This is a genomic window from Actinosynnema sp. NPDC023587, from assembly GCF_040640215.1.
Taxonomy (GTDB): Bacteria; Actinomycetota; Actinomycetes; order Mycobacteriales; family Pseudonocardiaceae; genus Actinosynnema.
In genome coordinates, this window is record NZ_JBFABG010000007.1 from 223062 (window position 1) to 243812 (window position 20751).

The 20751-nt window shown below is 73.5% G+C and carries 24 protein-coding genes and 1 pseudogene; 16 read left to right on the forward strand and 9 right to left on the reverse strand.

The features are described 5' to 3' along the window. The first annotated feature begins 68 nt into the window (after nucleotides 1-68). From AB0G01_RS20710 to AB0G01_RS20720, 3 genes are all read left to right on the forward strand, one after another. A complete protein-coding gene (locus AB0G01_RS20710) occupies nucleotides 69-1028 on the forward strand; it encodes an NlpC/P60 family protein (protein WP_360947790.1) in 960 nt (319 codons plus the stop codon). An 83-nt stretch (nucleotides 1029-1111) separates the two neighbouring features. Next, nucleotides 1112-2182, forward strand: a complete 1071-nt coding sequence (locus tag AB0G01_RS20715; RefSeq protein ID WP_360947792.1) for a MerR family transcriptional regulator — start codon at nucleotides 1112-1114, stop codon at nucleotides 2180-2182. A 49-nt stretch (nucleotides 2183-2231) separates the two neighbouring features. After that, complete coding sequence (locus tag AB0G01_RS20720) at nucleotides 2232-2519, forward strand: WhiB family transcriptional regulator (RefSeq protein WP_360947794.1); 288 nt, start codon at nucleotides 2232-2234, stop codon at nucleotides 2517-2519. Between the two features lie 27 nt (nucleotides 2520-2546). On the opposite strand, the gene AB0G01_RS20725 is transcribed toward AB0G01_RS20720, so the two are convergent. The 3 genes from AB0G01_RS20725 to AB0G01_RS20735 form a co-directional block, all read right to left on the reverse strand. After that, nucleotides 2547-3164, reverse strand: a complete 618-nt coding sequence (locus AB0G01_RS20725) for a hypothetical protein (RefSeq protein WP_360947796.1) — start codon at nucleotides 3162-3164, stop codon at nucleotides 2547-2549. Nucleotides 3165-3172: 8 nt separating this feature from the next. Beyond that, a complete protein-coding gene (locus AB0G01_RS20730; protein ID WP_360947798.1) occupies nucleotides 3173-3955 on the reverse strand; it encodes an OmpA family protein in 783 nt (260 codons plus the stop codon). Nucleotides 3956-4456: 501 nt separating this feature from the next. Further along, nucleotides 4457-5107: a hypothetical protein gene (locus AB0G01_RS20735; RefSeq protein ID WP_360947800.1), complete on the reverse strand. Its 651-nt coding sequence runs from the start codon at nucleotides 5105-5107 to the stop codon at nucleotides 4457-4459. A gap of 117 nt (nucleotides 5108-5224) precedes the next feature. On the opposite strand from AB0G01_RS20735, the pseudogene AB0G01_RS20740 reads away from it, so the two are divergent. Together AB0G01_RS20740 and AB0G01_RS20745 are read left to right on the forward strand one after the other, a co-directional pair. Further along, nucleotides 5225-5476 (forward strand): annotated as a pseudogene (locus AB0G01_RS20740) (metalloregulator ArsR/SmtB family transcription factor); the annotation flags it as partial. 81 nt (nucleotides 5477-5557) lie between these two features. Beyond that, nucleotides 5558-5878, forward strand: coding sequence for a DUF3140 domain-containing protein (locus AB0G01_RS20745; RefSeq protein ID WP_360947802.1), 321 nt, complete (start codon nucleotides 5558-5560; stop codon nucleotides 5876-5878). Nucleotides 5879-5989: 111 nt separating this feature from the next. Here the strand turns inward: AB0G01_RS20745 and AB0G01_RS20750 are convergent, their stop codons facing one another. Continuing rightward, nucleotides 5990-7282 carry an NAD(P)/FAD-dependent oxidoreductase gene (locus AB0G01_RS20750; RefSeq protein ID WP_360947804.1) on the reverse strand — a complete coding sequence of 431 codons (1293 nt, stop codon included), beginning with the start codon at nucleotides 7280-7282 and terminating at the stop codon, nucleotides 5990-5992. 59 nt (nucleotides 7283-7341) lie between these two features. Here AB0G01_RS20750 and AB0G01_RS20755 point away from each other — a divergent pair, with 59 nt between their 5' ends. From AB0G01_RS20755 to AB0G01_RS20775, 5 genes are all read left to right on the forward strand, one after another. Continuing rightward, nucleotides 7342-8055 (forward strand): beta-phosphoglucomutase family hydrolase, encoded by a 714-nt coding sequence (locus AB0G01_RS20755; protein ID WP_360947806.1) that lies wholly within the window; start codon nucleotides 7342-7344, stop codon nucleotides 8053-8055. A 41-nt stretch (nucleotides 8056-8096) separates the two neighbouring features. Then, nucleotides 8097-10388, forward strand: coding sequence for a glycosyl hydrolase family 65 protein (locus AB0G01_RS20760; RefSeq protein ID WP_360948138.1), 2292 nt, complete (start codon nucleotides 8097-8099; stop codon nucleotides 10386-10388). A 517-nt stretch (nucleotides 10389-10905) separates the two neighbouring features. Further along, complete coding sequence (locus AB0G01_RS20765) at nucleotides 10906-11073, forward strand: hypothetical protein (protein ID WP_360947808.1); 168 nt, start codon at nucleotides 10906-10908, stop codon at nucleotides 11071-11073. Between the two features lie 75 nt (nucleotides 11074-11148). Beyond that, nucleotides 11149-12372 (forward strand): sugar ABC transporter substrate-binding protein, encoded by a 1224-nt coding sequence (locus tag AB0G01_RS20770; RefSeq protein ID WP_360947810.1) that lies wholly within the window; start codon nucleotides 11149-11151, stop codon nucleotides 12370-12372. Nucleotides 12373-12645: 273 nt separating this feature from the next. Further along, the gene (locus AB0G01_RS20775; protein WP_360947812.1) at nucleotides 12646-13020 is read left to right on the forward strand and encodes a hypothetical protein; all 375 of its coding nucleotides are present in this window, start codon (nucleotides 12646-12648) and stop codon (nucleotides 13018-13020) included. Here AB0G01_RS20775 and AB0G01_RS20780 read toward each other — a convergent pair. Then, nucleotides 12930-13688: a hypothetical protein gene (locus AB0G01_RS20780; RefSeq protein ID WP_360947814.1), complete on the reverse strand. Its 759-nt coding sequence runs from the start codon at nucleotides 13686-13688 to the stop codon at nucleotides 12930-12932. The genes AB0G01_RS20775 and AB0G01_RS20780 overlap by 91 nt on opposite strands. A gap of 62 nt (nucleotides 13689-13750) precedes the next feature. On the opposite strand from AB0G01_RS20780, the gene AB0G01_RS20785 reads away from it, so the two are divergent. Next, a complete protein-coding gene (locus tag AB0G01_RS20785; RefSeq protein ID WP_360947816.1) occupies nucleotides 13751-14203 on the forward strand; it encodes a hypothetical protein in 453 nt (150 codons plus the stop codon). Here AB0G01_RS20785 and AB0G01_RS20790 read toward each other — a convergent pair. Next, the gene (locus AB0G01_RS20790; protein WP_360947818.1) at nucleotides 14200-15018 is read right to left on the reverse strand and encodes an aldo/keto reductase; all 819 of its coding nucleotides are present in this window, start codon (nucleotides 15016-15018) and stop codon (nucleotides 14200-14202) included. The two genes, AB0G01_RS20785 and AB0G01_RS20790, sit on opposite strands and share 4 nt — an antisense overlap. 82 nt (nucleotides 15019-15100) lie before the next feature. Between AB0G01_RS20790 and AB0G01_RS20795 the strand changes: the two genes are divergently transcribed. Continuing rightward, nucleotides 15101-15595, forward strand: a complete 495-nt coding sequence (locus AB0G01_RS20795) for a winged helix-turn-helix domain-containing protein (protein WP_360947820.1) — start codon at nucleotides 15101-15103, stop codon at nucleotides 15593-15595. Nucleotides 15596-15704: 109 nt separating this feature from the next. Here the strand turns inward: AB0G01_RS20795 and AB0G01_RS20800 are convergent, their stop codons facing one another. Beyond that, nucleotides 15705-16397 carry an ABC transporter permease gene (locus tag AB0G01_RS20800; RefSeq protein ID WP_360947822.1) on the reverse strand — a complete coding sequence of 231 codons (693 nt, stop codon included), beginning with the start codon at nucleotides 16395-16397 and terminating at the stop codon, nucleotides 15705-15707. Continuing rightward, nucleotides 16394-17290 (reverse strand): ABC transporter ATP-binding protein, encoded by an 897-nt coding sequence (locus AB0G01_RS20805; protein ID WP_360947824.1) that lies wholly within the window; start codon nucleotides 17288-17290, stop codon nucleotides 16394-16396. The genes AB0G01_RS20800 and AB0G01_RS20805 overlap by 4 nt, the downstream gene beginning before the upstream one ends. 117 nt (nucleotides 17291-17407) lie before the next feature. Between AB0G01_RS20805 and AB0G01_RS20810 the strand changes: the two genes are divergently transcribed. Genes AB0G01_RS20810 through AB0G01_RS20820 form a run of 3 tightly spaced genes read left to right on the forward strand, consistent with a single transcriptional unit; the run spans nucleotide 17408 to nucleotide 19584 of the window. Further along, nucleotides 17408-18523 (forward strand): histidine kinase, encoded by a 1116-nt coding sequence (locus AB0G01_RS20810; protein WP_360948140.1) that lies wholly within the window; start codon nucleotides 17408-17410, stop codon nucleotides 18521-18523. Further along, the gene (locus AB0G01_RS20815) at nucleotides 18520-19122 is read left to right on the forward strand and encodes a response regulator transcription factor (protein ID WP_360947826.1); all 603 of its coding nucleotides are present in this window, start codon (nucleotides 18520-18522) and stop codon (nucleotides 19120-19122) included. Before AB0G01_RS20810 ends, AB0G01_RS20815 begins: the two co-directional genes overlap by 4 nt. 51 nt (nucleotides 19123-19173) lie before the next feature. After that, nucleotides 19174-19584, forward strand: a complete 411-nt coding sequence (locus AB0G01_RS20820) for a ChaB family protein (protein ID WP_360947828.1) — start codon at nucleotides 19174-19176, stop codon at nucleotides 19582-19584. 19 nt (nucleotides 19585-19603) lie between these two features. Here the strand turns inward: AB0G01_RS20820 and AB0G01_RS20825 are convergent, their stop codons facing one another. Continuing rightward, entirely contained in the window at nucleotides 19604-20059 is a 456-nt protein-coding gene (locus AB0G01_RS20825) for a DUF6328 family protein (protein ID WP_360947830.1), read from the reverse strand. Between the two features lie 102 nt (nucleotides 20060-20161). Between AB0G01_RS20825 and AB0G01_RS20830 the strand changes: the two genes are divergently transcribed. Beyond that, nucleotides 20162-20629 carry an SRPBCC family protein gene (locus AB0G01_RS20830; protein WP_360947832.1) on the forward strand — a complete coding sequence of 156 codons (468 nt, stop codon included), beginning with the start codon at nucleotides 20162-20164 and terminating at the stop codon, nucleotides 20627-20629. The last annotated feature ends 122 nt before the right edge of the window (nucleotides 20630-20751 follow it).

Sequence of the window (20751 nt, forward strand, 5' to 3'; positions counted from 1 at the left end):
ACCCGGTGTCAAGGGAGGACCGCGCGACCGTGGCGTCGTACCCCGTTCAGCGCACCGTCCGCGCGGCTGTGGCGGCTTCCGCCGTGCTCGCTCTGCTCGCCGGACTGTCCCTGCCCCTCGCGGCGGCCGATCCGGTGCCCCCGAACGCCTCCGAGGCGTTGAAGAGGTACAACGACCTCGCGATGGAGGCGGAGAAGCTCAACGAGGAGCACCTGCGCGCCCAGGACGACCTGACCAAGGCACGGGCGGACCTCGACCAGGCGAACCAGGACCTGGGCACCGCGCAGCAGGCGCAGACCGAGCTGCGCGGCCACGTCGACCTGATCACCGAGGCGTCCTTCGAGGGCGCGCGGTTCAACCAGCTCTCGGCGATCCTGGTCAGCGACTCGCAGCAGGACTTCCTGAACCGGATGACCGCGCTCGACGTGCTGGCGGGCGAGAACGCCGAGGCCATGAAGGGCCTGGGCGACGCCGTCGACAAGGCCGACGACGCGGCGCACCGCGCCACCGACGCCGCCGCGAACGCCGACCAGGCGATCAGCGACATCGACCAGCGCAAGTCGGCCCTGGACCAGCAGATCACCGAGGCGCGCACCGCCTACCGGGCGCTGCCCAAGGCCGAGCGGGACGCGCTCGGCGCGGAGGGCTACACCGGTCACGTGCCGGTGCCGCCGGGGCCGATCGGCACGGCGATGACGTTCGCGCTGGCGCAGCGCGGCGAGCCCTACGTGTTCGGCTCGAACGGCCCGGACACGTGGGACTGCTCCAGCCTCATGCAGGCCGCGTACCGGGAGGCGGGCATCGCGATCCCGCGCACCACCTACGGGCAGGCGACCATCGGGCGCGCGGTGCCGCTCAACGAGGTGAAGCCCGGTGACCTGGTCATCTACTACTCGGGCCAGACCCACGTGTCGATGGCGATCGACGGCATCCGCGCGGTGCACGCGTCCACCGAGGGCGTGCCGGTGAAGATCCAGGACATCGAGTCGATCGGGCCGATCAGCACCATCCGGCGGGTCGTCGGCTGACCCCGGGCTCCGCGACCGACCGGGTCCGGGTTTCCTCGCTACCATTCCCACCTGCGTATTTCCCTGGGGACGGTGGTGGGACGGTGCACTGGAGTGCCGGTGCGGTCGCGCGCATGCTCGGCGTCTCCCCCGTCACCCTGCGCACGTGGGACCGGCGGTACGGGCTCGGGCCGAGCACCCGCGAGGAGGGCCGGCACCGGCGGTACAGCGAGCAGGACGTGGCCCGGCTGCGGCGGATGCTGGAGCTCACCGGCCACGGCGTGACCCCGGCGTCGGCCGCCGCCGCAGCCCTGGACGAGGTGCCGGCCGTGAGCACCGGTTCCGGCGGCAGTGGTTCCGGCAGCAGTGGTTCCGGCGGCAGCGGTCCGGGTGGCAGTGGTTCCGGCAGCAGTGGTCCGGGTGGCACTGGTTCCGGCAGCAGTGGTCCCGGCGGGGGCGGGCCCGAGGGTGCGTCCGGCGGCGCGCGGACTGCGGGCAGGTCTCGTGCGCGGTCGGCGGGGCGGTCGCGGGTCGGCGGTGCGCGCTGGGCGCGGTTCGGTGGCGGCCCGCACGCGCTGGGCGTCGAGGCGGACGAGGCCCGGGGGTTCGCGCACGCCGCTTCCCGGTTGGACGCGCCGTTGATGAGCGCGCTCGCGGCGTCGTTGATCCGGCGCGACGGGGTGGTCGGGGCCTGGGAGGGCGTGCTCGCGCCGTACCTGATCGCGTTGGGCGACCGGATCTCGGCGTCCGGGAGCGGCATCGAGGTCGAGCACCTGGCGTCGGCGGCGATCGCCGGGGCGTTGCGGACCGAACCGCTGGTGGTCGACGGGCGGTTGCCGGCCCTGCTGGCGTGCGCGCCGGAGGAGCTGCACAGCCTGCCGCTGGACGCGTTGGCCGCCGCTCTCGCCGAACGGGGCTGCGCCTCGCGGAACCTTGGGGCCCGCGTACCGGCTGGAGCGCTACTCGATGCGGTGAATTTGCTCTCGCCGCGCGTAGTCGTGCTGTGGGCGCACGCGGACCTCCACGCCCGCCTGGCTCCGGTCGCTGAGCTGCTGGAACTCCGGATCTCCGTGGTGGTGGGAGGGGCCGGGTGGACGACCGTCCCCGAGGGCGCGCGCCGAGTGGAGTCGCTGGCGGGCGCGGTCGGTGCGATCCTTGAGTTGAACCGATTTTGAATCGAATTTAGGCTGTGTCGGGTCAGCCCGACCACAGGACGTGATCACCATGCCTGAACTCTCCCGCCTGCCCACGCCGGTTGCCGAGTCCTGGGACTGGCAGCTCAAGGGTTTGTGCCGGGGTCTGGACAGCACGCTGTTCTTCCACCGGCCGAACGAACGCGGCATGGCTCGTGAGCACCGGGAGGCGCGCGCGAAAGCGGTGTGCGCCAGGTGCCCGGTGCTCGCCGAGTGCCGAACCCACGCGCTGACCGTCGAGGAGACCTACGGGATCTGGGGTGGACTCGGCGAGAGTGAGTTGCGGAAGCTGATCTCCCGCAACCACAAGCGCGACTGAGGTACCGGAGGTTGTCGAGCGGACGGGTCAGCGCGCGGCGGTCGCCGCGCTCCTGGGACGCCACTGGGTGTAGCCCGCCCGCTCGGCCTCCTCGACGGAGCCGAACGTGACATCGCCCTTCATCCGCTTGAAGTACGGCGAATCGGGGGTGTGGAAGATCATCGACTTGGAGCTCCCCTTGACCTGATCCGATCGCGCGCCGTTGGCCGGGCCATCGACAACGGACTGGTCAACGGGCTGGCCAACGAGCTGGTCGGTGGGTTTGCCGGTGTGCTGGTCAGAGGGCTGGTCGGCGGGTTTGTCGGTGGTCGGCCCGGTGTCGGCGGGCACGCTGTCCGGGACGATCCGGGCGGTCGGCGTCTCGTCCGGGCGTGCTTCCGCGCCGGCCCGCGACTCCCCGGTGAGCCGCCACTCGCTGTTGACGTGCAACTCACCGCCGGACTCCAACTCGCCGTTGGCGACCGGTCGACCGTAGGGCTGTTCCGGGATGATCACCGCTTTCGCGGTCAGCGCCGGGCGGACGACGGGGGAGCGCTCGGCGCGCAGGTCGCGGATCGTGGTGCGCAGCGGCAGCCACGTGAGCACCGCTCCGGCCAGGAACGCGAACGCGCACAGGACGAACATCTGGGCGAACAACCAGAACACTGCCACTCCTAGCTAATCAGGACGTCTACCCGGCGCGCGGCCTGGTCCGAGCTCTCCGGTCCGGTGTCGATGGTGGCGGTCGTCCGGATCCGCTCCGGCCGCACGCCCTGGGCCACGAGCAGATCGCGCACGAGACCGGCCCGCTGGTGCGCGAGGCCGCGCGGGTCGGGGTGTTCGGGGGTGGCGTGGCCGGTGAGCGTGACGGTCGCCCGGGGCGCGGCCGACAACAGCCGGCCCACCCGGTCGACCAACGCCGGGCCCTGCCCCTCCCAGGTGGCGGACACCGGTTCGAACCGGAGGCCGCCGTCGTCCCGGACCATCGCGGTGATCGACCGTTGCAGGGCCACCACGTCCAGGTCCGACTCCGCCGTGCCGACGACGTGGTCGCGCACGTCCGCCCGGTCCAACGCCTGCCGCAACACCGCCGCGCGGGTCTCGTCGGCCACCGTGGCGCGGGCGGTCCGGGTGGTGGCGTCGAGGACGGCGGTGAAGTCCGTCGTGCCCGCGTCCCGCGCGGCGGCGACCAGGTCGGTCGCGGTGCCCACCGGCACGGGGAGCCGGTCACCGCCCGGGACGAGCAGGTCCGTCACCCGGCGGGAGGCGGCCTCGGACGTGACGGCGTCCACCAGGGACCGCCGCTCGGACTCGTCCGCGACGTCCCCCGCGAGCACGACCTCGTCGGACCGGACCGCGAGCACGAACCGACCCGGTGGGGGCAGCGTGTCGGCCACGGCCTCGTCCGCCAGCCGGGCGCGGGCGAAGACCCCCGACGCCGCGAGGAGAGCGGGCACGAGGAGAGCGCCGACGAACCACACTCGCCACGCTCGGGATCTCGACACCGGGCGTTAGTACCGGAACTACCGGGGCGGCTGCCACCGGAACCGGCCGTACCCGCAGGACGGCACCCGGCATTTCACCTGACCAGGTGACCTCGTCCCGGCACCCGCCGACGCGAGGACCGGGCCGTCCGGCGGCGGTGTGCCCCGGCGCACACGGCGGAATGCGGCGAGGTAGGGTGTGGACTCCACGCCAGGACGGTCGGAATCTCCCGTCGTCCGGGCAGCACGGAGTACCGGGACCGGCCGGCCGGGACGAACTGACCGGAGCCGGTTGACCGGAGCCGGCTGACCGGAGTTCGCCGGTGGGTCGCGGTACCGGTAGGACGAAGTACCGGTGAGACGCGGTACCGGTGGGACCAGGTGGCTGGGCGGTGAGCCCGCCCGGGTTCCGAGCGCAGCACGAGATCACGCGTCGTCGCCACCACGCGTTCGCACTCTCCTGCCGAAGTCGGCCTATGCCGCCTGGGACAACACCCCCGTCCGACAGCCGCACCGGCGGCACACCGGGTGCGCGGGCACCTGCACCACCTCCGCCAGCAGCTTGCGCGAGTCGTCGAACGTCGGTGGGCGCTGTCCCGGCACCAGCAGGCTGTCCAGGACCTCCTGCCACCGCCGCGCCCGCGCCCTCGACCGCTCCACCGGGTCGGCCAGGCGAGCCCGCACCCGCTCCCGCGACTGCTCCTGGGCCAGCCGGCCCGCCTCGCCCAGCGGCCGGCGCGGCCGGGGGCGGACGAGGCGGGCGTTGCGGCGGTTGACCCGCCACCACTGGCCGAGGGTCATGCCGGCGACCGGGGGGCGCGCTCGCCGCGCGCCCCCCTGCCACCACGACCAGAGCCGCGCGCGGAGGAAGTCGTGCGCAACCTGGTCGCGGTTCCTGGGACGGCCCTGCCTGCTGCCGTCCGGCTTCTTGTCCACGGCCATGAGCAGTGCGTCGACGCTCCACCCCTCGGCGAACCACGGCTCGACGACCGCGCGCACGCCGGCGCGGTCCGCGTCACCCCAGTTCGCGCGCAGGCAGAACGCCTCCACGGCCGTATCGATCTCGACGTCGGTCTCGGGGATGACACGGCTCGGCCACTGCCGTGGATCTAGCTGTACGCGCATCCCAAGCTCCCTTCCGAACGCGTACCGAACATCTGTTCGACATAGTGCCAGGGGGGTATGACAATTTAGAAGCGTCAAGCCTTGACTTATCTAAGCCGAGCCTTAAATATGCAGGTCATGCAGGTTTTCGACGTCCTCGGCGACCCGGTCCGCCGCCGCCTGCTGGAGCTGCTGGCCGACGGCGAGCGGACCTCCGGCGAGCTCACCTCGGTGATCCGGGGCGAGTTCGGCATCTCCCAGCCGGCCGTCTCGCAGCACCTGCGCGTGCTCCGGGAGAACGGCTTCGCCCGCGTCCGGCCCGAGGGCACCCGCCGGCTCTACAGCGTCGACGACCGGGGACCGCGCGAGGCGGCCGGGTGGCTGGAGCGGATCGGCGGCCGGTACGGGTGACGGGGTGCGGTTCGGCAGATCGTGGTTTCGACCCACTCCCCGGTGGCAACCCTGGGCTTCATGAGTAACACCCTGTGGGACGAATTCCACCAAGTAGTGAATATGACTTCCCACGAGCTCGAAGACTGGCTGCGCACCCGCTCGGCGGACGAGGAGTCCGAGACCCTCCCCGACCAGGCCGGCACCCCCACCGGCCAGGACGTGCTCCGGGTGTTGCGCAAGCGGCGGACCGACCTGACCACCGAGGACGTCCGGGTGATGCGCAAGGTGGTGGAACGGGTCCAAGCCCAGCGCCGGGACGACCTGGAGCCCACCGCCGGCGAGGCCCACTGGCGGCACCGGCTGATGTCCATCGGGCACGACCCGTTGAAGCCCGCCTGATCCGCCGCGCCGACGCACCGCGCCGACCTACCGCTTCACGCCCACCCGGCGTCCGCAGTGAGGACGTCGGCTTTGTCGCGTGCGCGGAGCGCCGGTCGTGCACACCGGGCCTCAGTCGTGCTTGGCGGCTCCCGCGTCCACCCGGTCCGCGTCCCCGAGCCGCACGCCCGCCGCCGGGACCAGGCCGAACTGCACGACCTGCCGCCGGGTGAGCAGCCCGGTCAGCCAGTCCGCCGCCACCCGCACCCGGTTGCCCGGCATCGCCAGCAGGTGGTAACCCCGGGCCACGACCTTCGCGGGCCACCCGGTCAGCGGCACGTGCAGCGGGTTCGCCACCGCCTGGCCACCGGCCAGGTCGACCACGAACCCCAGGTCGCGGTGCCGGTACTCGGCGGGGTGGCCGTGCCCGAGCGACGCGGCCAGGTTGCGGGCGGCCAGCTTGCCCTGCCGCTGCGCGTGCTGCGCGGTCATCGGCGTCGGATCACCGCCGTGGAACACGTCCGGCACGGCCGCCATGTCCCCCGCCGCGAACATGTCCGGCCGACCGGGCACGGCGAGGTCCGTGCCGACCGCGAGCCGGCCCTTCACCGTCGGCAGGTTGAACGACTCGACCAGCGGGTCGGGCCGCACGCCGACGCACCACACGGCGGTCCGGGTCGGGATCTCGGTGCCGTCGGTCAGCTTGGCGCAGGTCGGCGTGACCTCCGCCACGCTCGTCTCCAGCCGGACGTCCACCCCGCGCCGCCGCAGCACCTTCAGCGCGGGTCCGGAGAGCCGCTCGTCCAGGCCCGGCAGCACCCGGGGTGCCAGGTCGACCAGCACCCAGCGGATGGGCGGGACCTTCCGGCCGCGCGCCGCCGCCAGGGCCATCTGCTGCCCCTGGGCGACGAGTTCGGTGCCGGTGTACCCCGCGCCGACCACGACGAACGTGGTGCGCGCGGGGTCGCCGTCCTGCTCCGCGAGCTCGATCTGGCGCAGCACGTGGTCGCGCAGGTAGATCGCCTCGGCCACGGACTTGAACCCGAGCGCGTGCTCGGCCACGCCCGGCACGGACATCAGCCGGGTCACGCTGCCCGCGGTGAGCACGATCCGGTCCCAGTCGATCACCTGGGAGCGGCCTTCCACGTCGATTGCCGTGCACGTGCGGGCGTCCGGGTCCACGCTGGTCGCATGGGCCAGCACGAGCCGCGTCCGGGGCAGCGCGGGCCGCAGCGGTACGGCGACCCTGCGCGGGTCCAGGCTGCCCCCGGCCACCTCCGGCAGCAGCGGAACGTAGAGCATGTAGTCGGTGGGGTTGACCGCGACCAGGTCCGCCGCACCCGGCGGCAACGCCTTCTCCAGCGCGCGCAGGCAGTGGAAGCCCGCGAAGCCCGTCCCGACCACCAGTACCCGTGGCCTGCCCATGGTGCGACCACCTCCCGGATCTCCGGGTACCCCACGACGCGAACGGGTAGACACCGATCATGAACCTCGGTTTGCCGGACGGGATCACCGCCTGTCTCTTCGACCTGGACGGGGTGCTGACCAGCACCGCCGTCCTGCACCGCCGCGCGTGGCGGCGCACCTTCGACGACTTCCTCACCCCGCGCGGCGAGCCGCCGTTCACCGAGGAGGACTACGTCCGGTACGTGGACGGCCGGCCGCGCTACGACGGCGTGCGGTCGTTCCTGGCGTCGCGGGGCATCACGCTGCCCGAGGGCGCGCCGGCCGACCCGCCGGACGCGGACACCGTGCACGGCGTCGGCAACCGCAAGAACGAGCTGATCGACGCGATCATCCGGGACGAGGGCGTCTCCCCCTACCCCGGCTCGGTCCGCTACCTGGAGGCCGCCGCCCAGCGGCTCCGGATCGGCGTGGTGACGTCGTCGGCGAACGCCACCCGCGTGCTCGACGCCGCCGGGCTGACCCGGTTCGTGGAGGCCCTGGTGGACGGGGTGGTGATCAGCCGGGACGGGCTGCGCGGCAAGCCCGCGCCGGACTCGTTCACGGCGGGCGCGCGGCTGCTGGGCGTGGAGCCCGCGCGGGCTGCGGTGTTCGAGGACGCGCTGTCGGGGGTCCAGGCGGGCCGTGCGGGCGGGTTCGGGCACGTGGTGGGCGTGGACCGGGCCGGTCAGGCGGCGGCGCTGCGGGAGAACGGGGCCGACGTGGTGGTCGAGGACTTGGCGGAACTGCTGTGACGGGATACGACATCGGGCCCTGGTCGCTGCGGTGGCGCGGCATGTCCGTACCGGACCTGCGGCGGACGGAGTCGACCTTCGCGCTGTCCAACGGGCACATCGGGATGCGCGGCACGCTGGACGAGGGCGAGCCGCGCGGCTTGCCGGGCACGTACCTCAACGGGTTCTACGAGGAGCACTCGCTCCCCTACGGCGAGGCCGGTTACGGCTACCCCGAGGCCGGTCAGACGGTGGTGAACGTGACCGACGGCAAGGTGATCCGCCTGCTGGTGGAGGACGAGCCGCTGGACATGCGCTACGGCCGGGCTCTCGAACACGAGCGCGAGCTGGACTTCCGGACCGGCACGCTGCGCCGCCGCACGGTGTGGGAGTCGCCCACCGGCCGGAAGATCACGGTGACCAGCGAGCGGCTGGTGTCGTTCACCCAGCGCGCCGTCGCCGCGATCCACTACGTCGTGGAGCCCGAGGACGACCTCCAGCTCGTGGTGCAGTCCGACCTGCTGGCGAACGAGCCGGTGGAGGAGCGGTCGGGCGACCCCCGGGTCGCGGCGGCCCTGGACTCGCCGCTGGTGGCCGAGTACTCGTGGGCGGAGGGGAAGCGGGCGGTGCTGGCGCACCACACCCGGCACTCGGGGCTGCGGGTGGCCGCCGCGATGGACCACGAGCTGACCGTGGCCGACGGTCTGCGCGCCCACATCCACGCCGAGGACGACCTGGCCCGGTTCACCGCCGCGGCGGACGTGCCGGCCGGGGACTCGCTGCGGATGACCAAGTACCTGGGCTACGGGTGGTCGGCGCAGCGGTCCGTGCCGGCGCTGCGGGCGCAGGTCGAGGCGGCGCTGGCGGGCGCGCGGCAGACCGGGTGGGAGGGCCTGCTGGCCGAGCAGCGGGCGTTCCTCGACGACTTCTGGGAGGTCGCCGACATCGAGGTGGACGGCGACGACGAGTTGCAGCAGGCGATGCGGTTCGCGCTGTTCCACATCCTCCAGGCCGGGGCGCGCGGGGAGACCCGGGCCGTCCCCGGCAAGGGGCTGACCGGGCCCGGCTACGACGGGCACGCGTTCTGGGACAGCGAGATGTTCGTGCTGCCGGTGCTCACCTACACCGTGCCGGACGCCGCGCGGGACGCCCTGCGCTGGCGGCACTCCACCGTCGACAAGGCGCGGGAGCGGGCGCAGGTGCTGGGGCAGCGCGGGGCGGCGTTCCCGTGGCGGTCCATCAACGGCGCGGAGTGCTCGGCGTACTGGCCGGCCGGCACGGCGGCGTTCCACGTGTCCGGCGGCATCGCGCACGCCGTCGCGCAGTACCAGGCCGCGACCGGCGACGAGGAGTTCGACCGGGAGTGCGGCACCGAACTGCTGGTGGAGACCGCCCGGCTGTGGATGTCGTTGGGGCACCACGACAAGCACGGCGGGTTCCGCATCGACGGGGTCACCGGGCCGGACGAGTACTCGGCGATCGTGGACAACAACGTCTACACCAACCTGATCGCGCAGAAGAACCTGCGGGAGGCGGCCGAGGCGTGCGCGCGCAACCCCGCCACGGCGACCGCGCTGGAGGTGCACGCGGACGAGCGCACGGCCTGGCAGGAGGCCGCGATGCGGATGCGGATACCGTTCGACGCGCTGCTGGGCGTGCACCAGCAGGCCGAGGGGTTCACCGCGCACGCCGAGTGGGACTTCCCGGGCACCGCGCGCGAGGACTACCCGCTGCTGCTGAGCAAGCCGTACTTCGACCTGTACCGCAAGCAGGTGATCAAGCAGGCGGACCTGGTGCTGGCCATGCACATCCGGGGCGACGCGTTCACCGCCGCCGAGAAGGCCGCGAACTTCGCCTACTACGAGGCGCGGACCGTGCGCGACTCGTCACTGTCCGCCGGCACGCAGTCCGTGCTGGCGGCGGAGGTCGGGGCGCTCCAGCTCGCCTACGACTACCTGGGCGAGGCGGCGTTCACCGACCTGCACGACCTGCACGACAACGTCCACAACGGACTGCACATGGCGTCGCTGGCGGGTGCGTGGATCGGTGTGGTGGCCGGGTTCGGCGGGATGCGCGACCACAGCGGGCTCACCTTCGCGCCGCGCCTCCCGCCGGGTCTGGACCGGCTGGCGTTCCGGATGTCCTACCAGGGCACCAGGTTCTCGGTCGCGATCACCCGCGGCGAGGCGACCTACCAGATCGTCTCCGGCGGGCCGCTGCGCACCGCGCACCACGGGGAGACCGTCGTGGTCGAGCGCGGCGTGCCGGTGACCCTGCCCGTGCCGGACCCGCCGACACCGCCGGAGGTCCGCCAGCCGGCGAACCGGGAGCCCGTGCGGCGGGTGCCGGGGTGACGTCGTGCGTGACCTCTCACCCGGTGAACCTTCCCGCCGCCCAACGAGTTCCCGGCGCGGCGGCCCGGATGTCCACAACGGTCTGAGGTGAGGGGTGCCCGGTCGGGGCTCCAGGGGGGAGTGGAGCTCCGACCGGGACTTCGCAGGCGGCCTCGGGGGGCGATGGCCGCCTACGCCATCATCGTGCGGACGGGGACCCCCGTTACGGAATGACCGGAGGACGGTTCGCCGTCCCGCGCCGTTCCACTGTGGTCAGGTCGGCGGTCGGGTCGGCCGGTCAATCAGCGGTCGGGTCGGCGGTCGACCCGGTCCGGCGGGTTCTCGACCGGCCCACCGACTCCGGCCGGCGGGGGCCCGGCGGGCCCGCAGCGGGTCCGGGAACCGGCCCGAGCACCTCGGCCGGCGACCGTGCGGGGGTGATCGTCTCCGCGAATGTGCGGCCCCGGGCCGTCGAGGGGTAACCCACACAGGTGAGCCGGGCAGCGCCGGAGCCCTCTGCCGGACAGTATCCCCGAACGTGAGTTCAACACCGATCTACGACGAGCTGGCGGCCACGTACCTCGTCGACGTCGCACCGCCGGGCCCCGCGCGCCCCGACGCCGGGGGCGAGCGGCAAGACCACCCGCCCGCCGCGCCGCCCGCGCCCGACGCCCGGCCGGGCGATCGGACGACGGTCCGATCTTGACACCCCGTCCCGCACCGGGGTAGGACGGCGTGACGTCCGATTGACGAGGCCGCCGCCTGGGTCGAAAGGTGCGGCATGAGTGTGCGGGCACTGCTCACGGCGGTCCTCCTGCTGGCCGTCGCGGCGTGCGGCGGCGGTGGCGGTCCTGAACCGGGCGGCAAGGTGACGCTGACCTGGTGGGACTACCTGGACCACTCCCCCATGGCCGACCAGGCGGTCGGCTACCTGGTCAAGCGCTACCAAGACGCCCACCCCGAGGTGGAGATCCGGCGGACCGCGATACCGCGGGCCGAGTTCGACGCCGAGCTGGCGCGGGCCGTCGCGGCGGGCACGTTCCCCGACATCGCCGCCGTGGACGTCTCGGCGCTGCCGCGACTGGCCGAGCAGGACGTGCTGGCGGACCTGACGCCCCGGTACTCGTCGTGGGAGGTGGAGGGCCACTTCCTGGAGCCGGTCCGGCAGAGCGTCCGGCACCGGGACAGGTTCTACGGCGTGCCGCTGCGCACCAGCACCACCGCCCTGCTCTACAACCGGGACCTGTTCGCGGCCGGCGGCGTCGCGCAGCCGCCCCGGACGTGGGAGGAGCTGCGCACCACCGCCCGAGCCCTGACCACCGCCGGGCGGTGGGGGCTGTGCTTCGCCGCCGGCGAGGGCGACCGGTCGACCGCGAACTTCCTGCCGTTCCTGTGGCAGGCGGGCGGGGACCTCCGGTCCGTCGGGGGTGATCCGTCCGTCCGGGCTTTGTCCTTTGTGGACGGCGTGCTCAACGTGGACCGCAGCGCACCGCCGGACGTGGTGCGGTGGAATGACTCCGACGTCGAGCGCGAGTTCGCGGCCGGGCGGTGCGCGATGATGGTCAACGGGCCGTGGACCGCGCCGGCGTTGAACTCCGCCGGGCTGGACTGGGGTTCCGCGCCGCTGCCCGCCGGGTCCGCCGGGTCCGGCGCGCTGCTGGGCGGCGAGGCGTGGGTGCTCGGGAAGTCCGGGCAGCACGCCGACCGGGCGTGGGACGTGCTGCGGTGGCTGGCCGAGGAGCGCGACAACGTGACCGAGTTCGGCGCGGCGCTCAACGCCCTGCCCAACCGGGCGGACACCGTCGACGAGCTCGCGTGGCGGTGGGACCCGAACGTGCCGGGGTTCGTCGGGCAGCTCGCCGGGGCGCGGGTGCCGTACGGGGCCCGGTACCCGGAGGTGTCGGCCGCGATCTCGACCATGGTGCGCCAGGTGCTCGGCCGCGAGCGCACGCCGGAGCAGGCGGCGCAGGACGGCCGGGCGGCGCTCGAACCGCTCCTGCGCTGACGGCACCTCCCACCACGCCCGCACCTGGATCTGTCCGAGCGCCGACCTGTCCGAGCCCCGACCTGTCCGAGCCCGACCGTGCCACGCAGTCGCGGCGACCACCCGGTCGGGGCGGGCCGGTCGGCCCTTCGCCGTACGGCCGGAAAGCCGCTCGGACCCGCTACCCGGCCCGGCCCCCGGCCACACCACCCGATGGGGCGCACGACCGGACCCCCTCAGGGGGAAGTTCCTGGTCCGGGCGTGCGGCGGCGGTGCGCCGGGGTATCCGGGAGCATGGAAGAACAGGCGACGGTGGACGACACCGCGCCGGCCGACGCCGAAGCGCGACCGAGCCGGGCACAACTGCTGGCACTCGCGGTGGGCACGCTCCAGGTCGTGGTGGCGCTGGTTCCCGTGCTGCCGCTGGGCACCGCCGACCAGGCTCTGCACGTGTGCACCGGCCTGCTCGGCGTTTTGCTCGCGTGCCGGCACGAGTACGCCCGCCTCTACGGCATCGCCCTCCTCCTGGTCTACGGCAAGCTCCTGGTCGGCGACATGGCCTCGTCGACCCGGTGGCTTCAGCTCCCCACGCTGGAGACCGTCGCGTACGGACGGGCCGAGCTCGCGGGTCTGGTCATCACGTTCGTGCCCGCCTTCGCCCGGCGGTAGTCGCCGGCGGTCATCGTGCCGTCGGGGTGGAACCTCAGCTTGGGGCTGGCGCTGCGGGCGATGGACTCGAACATGGACACGTCCGCCGGCGTGGTCGGTCGCCAGTACATGTGGGCCCCGTGGGTGACGCCCATGTCCAGGTCCATCATCGTGGCGACCGCCCGGTCGTAGCGGCCGGTGGTGAGCGGACGCCCGCCGGAGGCCCGGATGTCGAACACGTCGTGGTCCCCGGTCAGCGGTCGCAGTCGGCCGCGACGGTCGTACCCGAGCACCACGCCGTCCCGCACCAGGTACTCGTCGCGGCGTTCCAGCAGCGCCATCTTCGCGCCGAGCGCGTCGAACTCGTCGCACCGCTGGGTGAACCGGCTCCACAGCCGTTCGGTGACACCGTGGCGCGGTAACAACGGCCGGAAGAAGCCGACCAGGCCGCGATGCCGCGACCGCGCGCCCAACCGGACGTCGAGGTCGTCGATCGTCTTGGCCTTCACCGGCTCGGGTTTGGGCAACGCGCCGTCGCGCAGCCACGACACCGCGTGCGGGTTGGTGCCCCGCACGTCGATGACGAGGTCCTGCTCCGCGGCCACCTGCTGGAACTTGCGGGCGTGCTCGGTGGGCATGCCGAAAACGGGCTCCACCGACGCCGGGGGGAAGAGGTGATCAGTGCGCACGGGTATTAAGGTCCGCCCCTGACGGGCGGGCAACGGAAGGCCGGGTTCGGTCGGCTCTACCCGTGACCCCGGACGCGCTGATCGGGTTGCTCGCGGACCCCGTGCGACCACGTGTCGCGTCCGCCTCGGGCCCGGGTGCCCGCAGCCCCGGGGAAACCGCCGAGAAGGCCGGAGTGGACGTCCACCGGGTGGCGTCGCGCGGGCCGCGCGGGGCGGGCCCGGTCGTCGGCCCACGCGGCGGGATGGTGGTGCGGCAGGAGCTGGTCGACCGGCCCGCCCGCGTGGAGTGCCCGCCGCCGGGTCCGTTCGCGGGGGACGGTCGGCTGCTCAGGCCGCCGGGCCGGCGGCGCGCGGTGCGGGGGCTGGTGTGCACCGCGTTCGAACCGGGACGCGGCTATCCCGGGCGCGCGGTGGACGAAGGGCTGCCGGGCCGGCGGCCCGTGGCGGCGCGCCGGCGGCCCGGTCGAGGTGTGGAGACGCGGAGTGGACGCGGAGTGGACGCGGCCCGGTGCTAGGCGAACTCGTCCGGGTGCGGCCCGACCCGCTCGCCCGTCTCCAGGGTGGCGATGCGGTCCAGGTCGGCCCGGCCGAGCTCGAAGTCGGTCACCGCGAAGTTCTCCGCGATCCGGCTCGGCGTGACGGACTTGGGGATCACCACGTTGCCGAGCTGGAGGTGCCAGCGCAGCACCACCTGCGCCGGGGTGCGGCCGTGCTCGTCCGCGATGGCCGTGATCACCTCGTCGCGCAGCAGGTCCCCGCCTTGCGCGAGCGGGCTCCACGCCTCGGTGGCGATGCCGTGTCCGGCGTGGAATCGGCGCAGCTCCTCCTGCTGGAGCCGGGGGTGCAGCTCGATCTGGTTGACCGCCGGCACGGTGCCGGTCTCCTCGATCACCCGTTCGAGATGGGGCACCTGGAAGTTCGACACGCCGATCGCGCGCACCCGGCCGTCCGCGAGCAGCTTGCCCAGCGCGCGCCAGCTCTCCACGTACCGGTCACGGGCGGCGGCGGGCCAGTGGATCAGGTACAGGTCGAGCCGCTCCAGGCCGAGCTTGCCCAGGCTGGTGTCGAACGCGCGCAGCGCCTCGTCGTAGCCCTGATCGGTGTTCCACAGCTTGGTGGTGACGAACAGGTCCTCGCGCGGCACGCCGGAGGCGGCGACGGCCCGGCCCACGGGCTCCTCGTTGCCGTAGATCGCCGCGGTGTCGATGCTGCGGTAGCCCACCCGCAGCGCCTCGGCGACCGCGTCCTCCGTGTCCTGTGTGGACACCTGGAACACCCCGAAACCGAGCTGCGGCATGGTGACGCCGTTGTTGAGCGTGATGGTCGTCATGGGGCCATCATGCCCCGTGTCAACGGCTCCCACTTCCTGGACGGCGTTGACGCCCCTCCCGCGCGACTGCTGCGATCTCCCGGTGGCCGTCGTGAAGGCAATCCCCGGTGTGACGACCGTCGACGTGACGGTCCTCATCCGCCTCAGCGCGCCGACCGCCCGGGTGGTGGACACCGCGACGCGGCTCGCCGAGGCGTTGCGGGCCGTGCTGGACCTGCCCGAGGCGGACGTGGTGGTGGACCTGCCGGTCCCGCGCTCCGAACCCGAGCTGCGCATCCTGGCGGACTCCCGCCGGGTGCTGCACCGGGGGGTGAACGTGGAGCTGACCAGGTTGGAGTTCGACCTGTTGCTCCACCTGTGCGTCCACCCCCGGCAGGTGCACCGCCGCACCGCGCTGATGAACAGCGTGTGGGGCTCGACCAGTTTCGTGGACACCCGGACGGTGGACGTGCACGTGCGCCGGATCCGCCGGAAGCTGGGCGACGCGGCGGCCTTGATCGTCACCGTGCGCGGTGTCGGCTACCGGGTGGACAACCCCTTCGCGGTCTCCGTCGAGCACGACGCGCTCGCCGGCTGACGACCCACCGGGGAGGCGCGCTCCCGCCTCCCCGGTGCCACGGTGGACCCGGCCCCGGGCGGGCGGGGCGCGTGCCGGTCCGACCGGGGCCGCGTGAGGACGTGCCCGGCTACGTCCGCGCGTCCCACCGGAAGAACCGCACCGCCAGCGCGCAGCCGACCAGGGTCCACCCGAGCAGCGACAGCGCCGCCAGTTCCGGCCGCCCGGCACCGCCCCAGGCCACCCGCACCAGGTCCGCCACCCCGCCGCCGGGCAGCACCAGGCCGCGCACGTCGGAGGACGTCGCCGCCCACAGCCCGCCGGCGAACAGGACCAGGAAGAACGGCCCGGTGGTGATCTGGGCGAGCTCGGCGGTCGAGGTGACGCCGCTGGTCGCGACGCCCGCCGCCGCGCTCATCACGACACCGCCGACGACGGCGAGGACCAGCAGCTCCGGCCGGTCCGGGAACGGCGCGCCGGCGACCAGGCTCACGCCCAGCAGCAGCACCACCTGCACCAGCGCGAGCAGCACGGGCGGCAGCACGACGCCGGTCAGCACCACGGCGTCCGAGGCCGTGCCGGTGCGCAGCCGCTTGAGGTAGAGGTCCTGGCGGCGGGACGTGAGCGAGGTCGTGATCGTCACGTACGCGGTGAACCCCATGGTGCCCAGCAGTTGCAGCGTGATGGCCACCGGCCAGGCGTCGTCGCCCAGCGTCGCGGCGAAGTACAGGCCGGTCGCCAGCGGCATCGCGAACGCCAGCACGGCGGCGGTCCGGTTGCGCGACAACATCTTCAGCTCGGCCACGCCCAGTGCCGCGATCATGCCGCCGACTCCTGCCTCGCCGAGTGGAAGACGTCCTCCAGGGACGCGTGGTGCGCCCGCAGCCGGGCCAGCGCCAGGCCGTCCCGGCGCGCCCACCCCAGCAGCGCGTCCAGGTCGTCCTGGAGGTGCCGGGTGCGCACGTCCACCCGCCCGGACGGTACGTGCACGACGTCCCCGGCCAGCATCGGCAGCGCGGTCACGTCGAGCCCGACCGGCAGGTCGAACGAGATCCGGGCGGGCTGCGCGGCCAGCACGTCCACCAGCGCGCCGGACACCGCCACCTCGCCCCGGTGCAGGATCGCCAGCCGGTGCGCGAGCGACTCGGCCTCTTCCAGGTAGTGGGTGGTCAGCACCACGGTCGTGCCCTCCGCGAGCAGGCCGCGCACCACCTCCCAGGTGCGCTGCCGCGACTCCGGGTCCAGCCCGGTGGTGGGCTCGTCCAGGAACAGCAGCTCGGGCCGGCCGGACACGGCCAGCACCAGGTCCAGCCGCCGCCGCTCGCCGCCGGAGAGCTGCTTGATCCGCACGTCCCGCCGGTGGGCGAGGTCGAGTCGGGCCAGCGCGTCCCCGCGGTCGCCGCCGCGCCGCCACAGCCGCACCACCTCGCCCACCGTGAGGTCGGCAGGGAAGCCGCTCTCCTGGAGCACGATCCCGGTCCGCGCCCGGATCGACGCCCGGTCCCGCCGGGGGTCCAGGCCCAGCACCCGCACCCGGCCCGCGCTCGGCGCGCGCAACCCCTCCAAGGTCTCCACCAGGGTGGTCTTGCCCGCCCCGTTCGTGCCGAGCAGGGCGAACAGCTCGCCCCGCGCCACCTGGAGGTCGACCCCGCGCACCGCCTCGAAGTCCCCGTACCGGCAGCGCAGCCCCGTCACCTCGATCACCGGATTCCGCATGGCTGTAGATGCTCGCGGCGGGCCGGGCGCGGCGTCAGTGCCGCCGCGCACCGGTTCACGTGACAGATGTCAGCAGACACCGGGTGATCCACCTCGTAGATTCGGGGCGTGACGACGATGGGCTCGCTGCGCCGCTGGACCTGGTGGTCCGTCCTCGGTGCGGGGGCGATGGTCGCCGCGGTGACCGCCCTGGACCTGGCCTCCGGCCGCTACGGGCCCCTGGGGACGCCCCTGCTGGCGGTGGCGGTGGTCGTGGTGTGCGGGCAGCACGCGCGGTACCTGCGCCAGGCCATGGGCGGCCTGGGGCGGGGCGAGTGGCGCACGGCCGAGCACCTGGCGACGTTCGCGGTGGCCCTGGCGGCGCTGACCTACGCCGGCTTCCACACCGAGGTCCCGATGGCCTGGTACCTGCTCCCCGGTGCCGTGATCGCGCACGTGGTGGCCAACCGGCCACCGGGTTCGCGGCTGCTGGTCCTGCTCGGCGGCACGGCGGCGGCGGTCCTCGCGGGTGGCGTGCTGCGCTCGTCGGACCTGGTGGGCTCGCTGCTGATGCCGGTCCTGCTCCTGGTCCTGTTCGCGGTGACCGACCTGGCGCAGTTGTGGATCTGGGACGCCGTGCTCAAGATGGACCGGGGGCGGGAGGCGTCGGAGGCGCTGGTGGTGGCCGAGGAGCGGTTGCGGTTCGCGGCGGACCTGCACGACGTGCAGGGCCACCACCTCCAGGCGATCGCGCTCAAGGGCGAGCTGACCTCGCGGTTGATCGGCCGCGACGACGAGGCGGCCCGCCGGCACGCGGACGAGGTCGCGGAACTGGCCCGGACCGCGCTGCGGGACACCCGGGGGGTCGTGCTCGGCTACCGGCGGGCCAGCCTGGGCACGGAGGTCGCCAACGCGGTGGGCGTGCTGCGGGCCGCCGGGATCGAGACGGCGGTGTCCGGTGACGCCTCGGACGTGCCGCCGCCGTTGCAGCCGCTGTTCGGCGCGCTGGTCCGCGAGGGCACCACGAACGTGCTGCGGCACAGCCGGGCGCGGCACTGCGACGTGGCCATCCGGGTCGAGGACGGGCAGGTCAGCGTCCGGTTGCGCAACGACGGGGTGCGTCCGGACGAGCAGCCCGGCGACGACGGGTCGGGGCTCGCCGGGCTGCGCGAGCGGTTCGCCGCGGTGGGCGGCCGGGTCGAGGTCGGCTCGGCCGAGGACGCGTTCGAGCTGACCGGGTCGGTGCGGTCGTGATCCGGGTGGTGCTGGCCGACGACGAGGACCTGATCCGGGGCGCGCTGGCCGCCCTGCTGGAGCTGGAGGACGACCTGTCGGTGGTGGCGCAGGCCAGCGACGGCGACGAGGCCGTCGCGGCGGTCCGCGCGCACCGGCCGGACATCGCCGTGTTCGACCTGGAGATGCCGGGGCGCGACGGCGTGCGGGCAGCCGAGGCGGTGCGCGGGCTGGCCGGCGTCGCGGTGGTCGTCGTCACCCGGCACGCGCGGCCGGGCGTGCTGCGGCGGGCGTTGAGCGCCGGCGTGCGGGGGTTCGTGCCGAAGACCACCCCGGCCGCGAAGCTCGCGTCGATCCTGCGCGACGTGCACGCCGGCCGCCGGTACGTGGACTCCGAGATCGCCGCCGCCGCGCTGACCGAGGACGCCTGCCCGCTGACCGCGCGGGAGCTGGACGTGCTGCGGCACGCGCTGCACGGCGGCACGGTCACCGCCATCGCGGGCGAAGCGCACCTGGCCGCCGGGACGGTGCGCAACTACCTGTCGTCGGCGATGACCAAGCTCGGCGTGAGCACCCGCTACGAAGCCGCCCGCCGGGCGTGGGACGAGGGCTGGATCTGAGCATGTCCCCCGCCCACCCGGGGTACCCCTCCGGTACGGAGAGGAGGCGTCATGCCCGGAAGCAGGGAGTTGCCCGGCACGCTCGCACGGTCGCCCAAGAAGGCGCAGCGCACGTGGATCAAGGCCCACGACGCGGCGGTGGCCGAGTACGGCGAGGGCGAGCGCGCCCACCGCACCGCGTTCGCGGCGGTGAAGCGCGGGTTCGAGAAGGTCGGCGACCGCTGGGAACCGAAGAGCCACAAGGGACCGTCCGACCCGGGACCGACCCGCCGCTCCCCCCGGCGCGGGCGCACCGCGGGCGGGGTGAACGCCACCGCGACCAAGGCCCACCTGTACTCGGTCGCGCGCCGGCTCGACGTGCCCGGCCGGTCCACGATGACCAAGGACGAACTGGTCGACGCCATCGACCGCGCCAACCAGAGCCGCACGCGGGCGGCCGGCCGGTACTCGGCGGGGTTCTGACCCCGGGCGCGATCGCGGGTCAGCGGTCCCGCGCCCGCCACGGCAGCAGGAACCACAGGATGCCGAAGAACACCGCCGCCACCACACCCAGGACGATCGCCGGCCAGCCGCCCACCACGACCTCGGCGAGCAGCAGGATCGTCCCGGTCATCGCGAGCGCCAGACACACCAGGCCGAGCACCGCGAACCGGTTGGCCACCTCGATGACGTGTTCCCGCCGGCCCTGCCGGAACAGGATGCGGTGCCACGCGGCGGGTGCGGTCAACAACGCGACCGCGCCCGCCGCGAACAGGACCGTCACCAGGTGCGTGACCCGGATGTAGGCGTCGGCCGACGCGTAGCGCTCGGTGAACGCGATGGACAGCAGGAATCCGAAGAGGATCTGCACGCCACCCTGGGCGACCCGCAACTCCTGGAGCAACTCGCTCAGGTTGCGCGCCAAACGGCGCTCGTGGGAGGTCTCGGGTTCGCTCATCCGGAGAAGATAACCCGGCGCTCGGCCGGTGATCGAGGTGTGGGACCGGATTCGCGGGGGTAACCCGGTGTCGTACTCGAGATGAGGAAAGAGGTTGTTTTAGTGACGACGATCGAAAAGTCCGTAGACGTCGACGTGCCGGTCACCACCGCGTACAACCAGTGGACCCAGTTCGAGTCGTTCCCCCGCTTCATGGAAGGCGTCGAGAGCATCACCCAGCTCACGCCGACCCGTACCCACTGGGTGACGAAGATCGCCGGTGTGCAGCGGGAGTTCGACGCCGACATCACCGAGCAGCACCCGGACGAGCGGGTCGCCTGGCACTCCGTGGACGGCCCGTCGCAGGCCGGTGTGGTCACCTTCCACCGCCTCGACGACCGGACCACGCGGGTCCACCTCCAGATGGAGTTCGACCCGAGCACGCTGACCGAGAAGGCGGGCGCGGCGCTGGGCGTCGTCGACCACCGCATCTCCGGTGACATGAAGAGGTTCAAGGAGTTCATCGAAAGCCGCGGCGTCGAGACCGGCGCGTGGCGCGAGGACGTGAACCGTCCTCCGCAGGCCCGGTAACCCCCCGCTCCACCCACCGCGCCCGTCGCGACGATCCCTCGTCGCGGCGGGCGCGGTGGCGTGCACGGGCGTGTCCGGCGGCGGCACCACGCCACCGGTGCGCCGATCCGGTGCCGGGCGTT

Bases quoted from the DNA above. Each gene is read 5' to 3' on its own strand.
- AB0G01_RS20760 (WP_360948138.1), top strand. From the start codon at position 8,097: ATGTCCGTACCGGACCTGCGGCGGACGGAGTCGACCTTCGCGCTGTCC.
- AB0G01_RS20750 (WP_360947804.1), bottom strand. From the start codon at position 7,282: ATGGGCAGGCCACGGGTACTGGTGGTCGGGACGGGCTTCGCGGGCTTC.
- AB0G01_RS20745 (WP_360947802.1), top strand. From the start codon at position 5,558: ATGAGTAACACCCTGTGGGACGAATTCCACCAAGTAGTGAATATGACT.
- AB0G01_RS20790 (WP_360947818.1), bottom strand. From the start codon at position 15,018: ATGACGACCATCACGCTCAACAACGGCGTCACCATGCCGCAGCTCGGT.
- AB0G01_RS20805 (WP_360947824.1), bottom strand. From the start codon at position 17,290: ATGCGGAATCCGGTGATCGAGGTGACGGGGCTGCGCTGCCGGTACGGG.
- AB0G01_RS20820 (WP_360947828.1), top strand. From the start codon at position 19,174: ATGCCCGGAAGCAGGGAGTTGCCCGGCACGCTCGCACGGTCGCCCAAG.
- AB0G01_RS20770 (WP_360947810.1), top strand. From the start codon at position 11,149: ATGAGTGTGCGGGCACTGCTCACGGCGGTCCTCCTGCTGGCCGTCGCG.
- AB0G01_RS20720 (WP_360947794.1), top strand. From the start codon at position 2,232: ATGCCTGAACTCTCCCGCCTGCCCACGCCGGTTGCCGAGTCCTGGGAC.
- AB0G01_RS20775 (WP_360947812.1), top strand. From the start codon at position 12,646: ATGGAAGAACAGGCGACGGTGGACGACACCGCGCCGGCCGACGCCGAA.
- AB0G01_RS20800 (WP_360947822.1), bottom strand. From the start codon at position 16,397: ATGATCGCGGCACTGGGCGTGGCCGAGCTGAAGATGTTGTCGCGCAAC.
- AB0G01_RS20735 (WP_360947800.1), bottom strand. From the start codon at position 5,107: ATGCGCGTACAGCTAGATCCACGGCAGTGGCCGAGCCGTGTCATCCCC.
- AB0G01_RS20810 (WP_360948140.1), top strand. From the start codon at position 17,408: ATGGGCTCGCTGCGCCGCTGGACCTGGTGGTCCGTCCTCGGTGCGGGG.
- AB0G01_RS20825 (WP_360947830.1), bottom strand. From the start codon at position 20,059: ATGAGCGAACCCGAGACCTCCCACGAGCGCCGTTTGGCGCGCAACCTG.
- AB0G01_RS20755 (WP_360947806.1), top strand. From the start codon at position 7,342: ATGAACCTCGGTTTGCCGGACGGGATCACCGCCTGTCTCTTCGACCTG.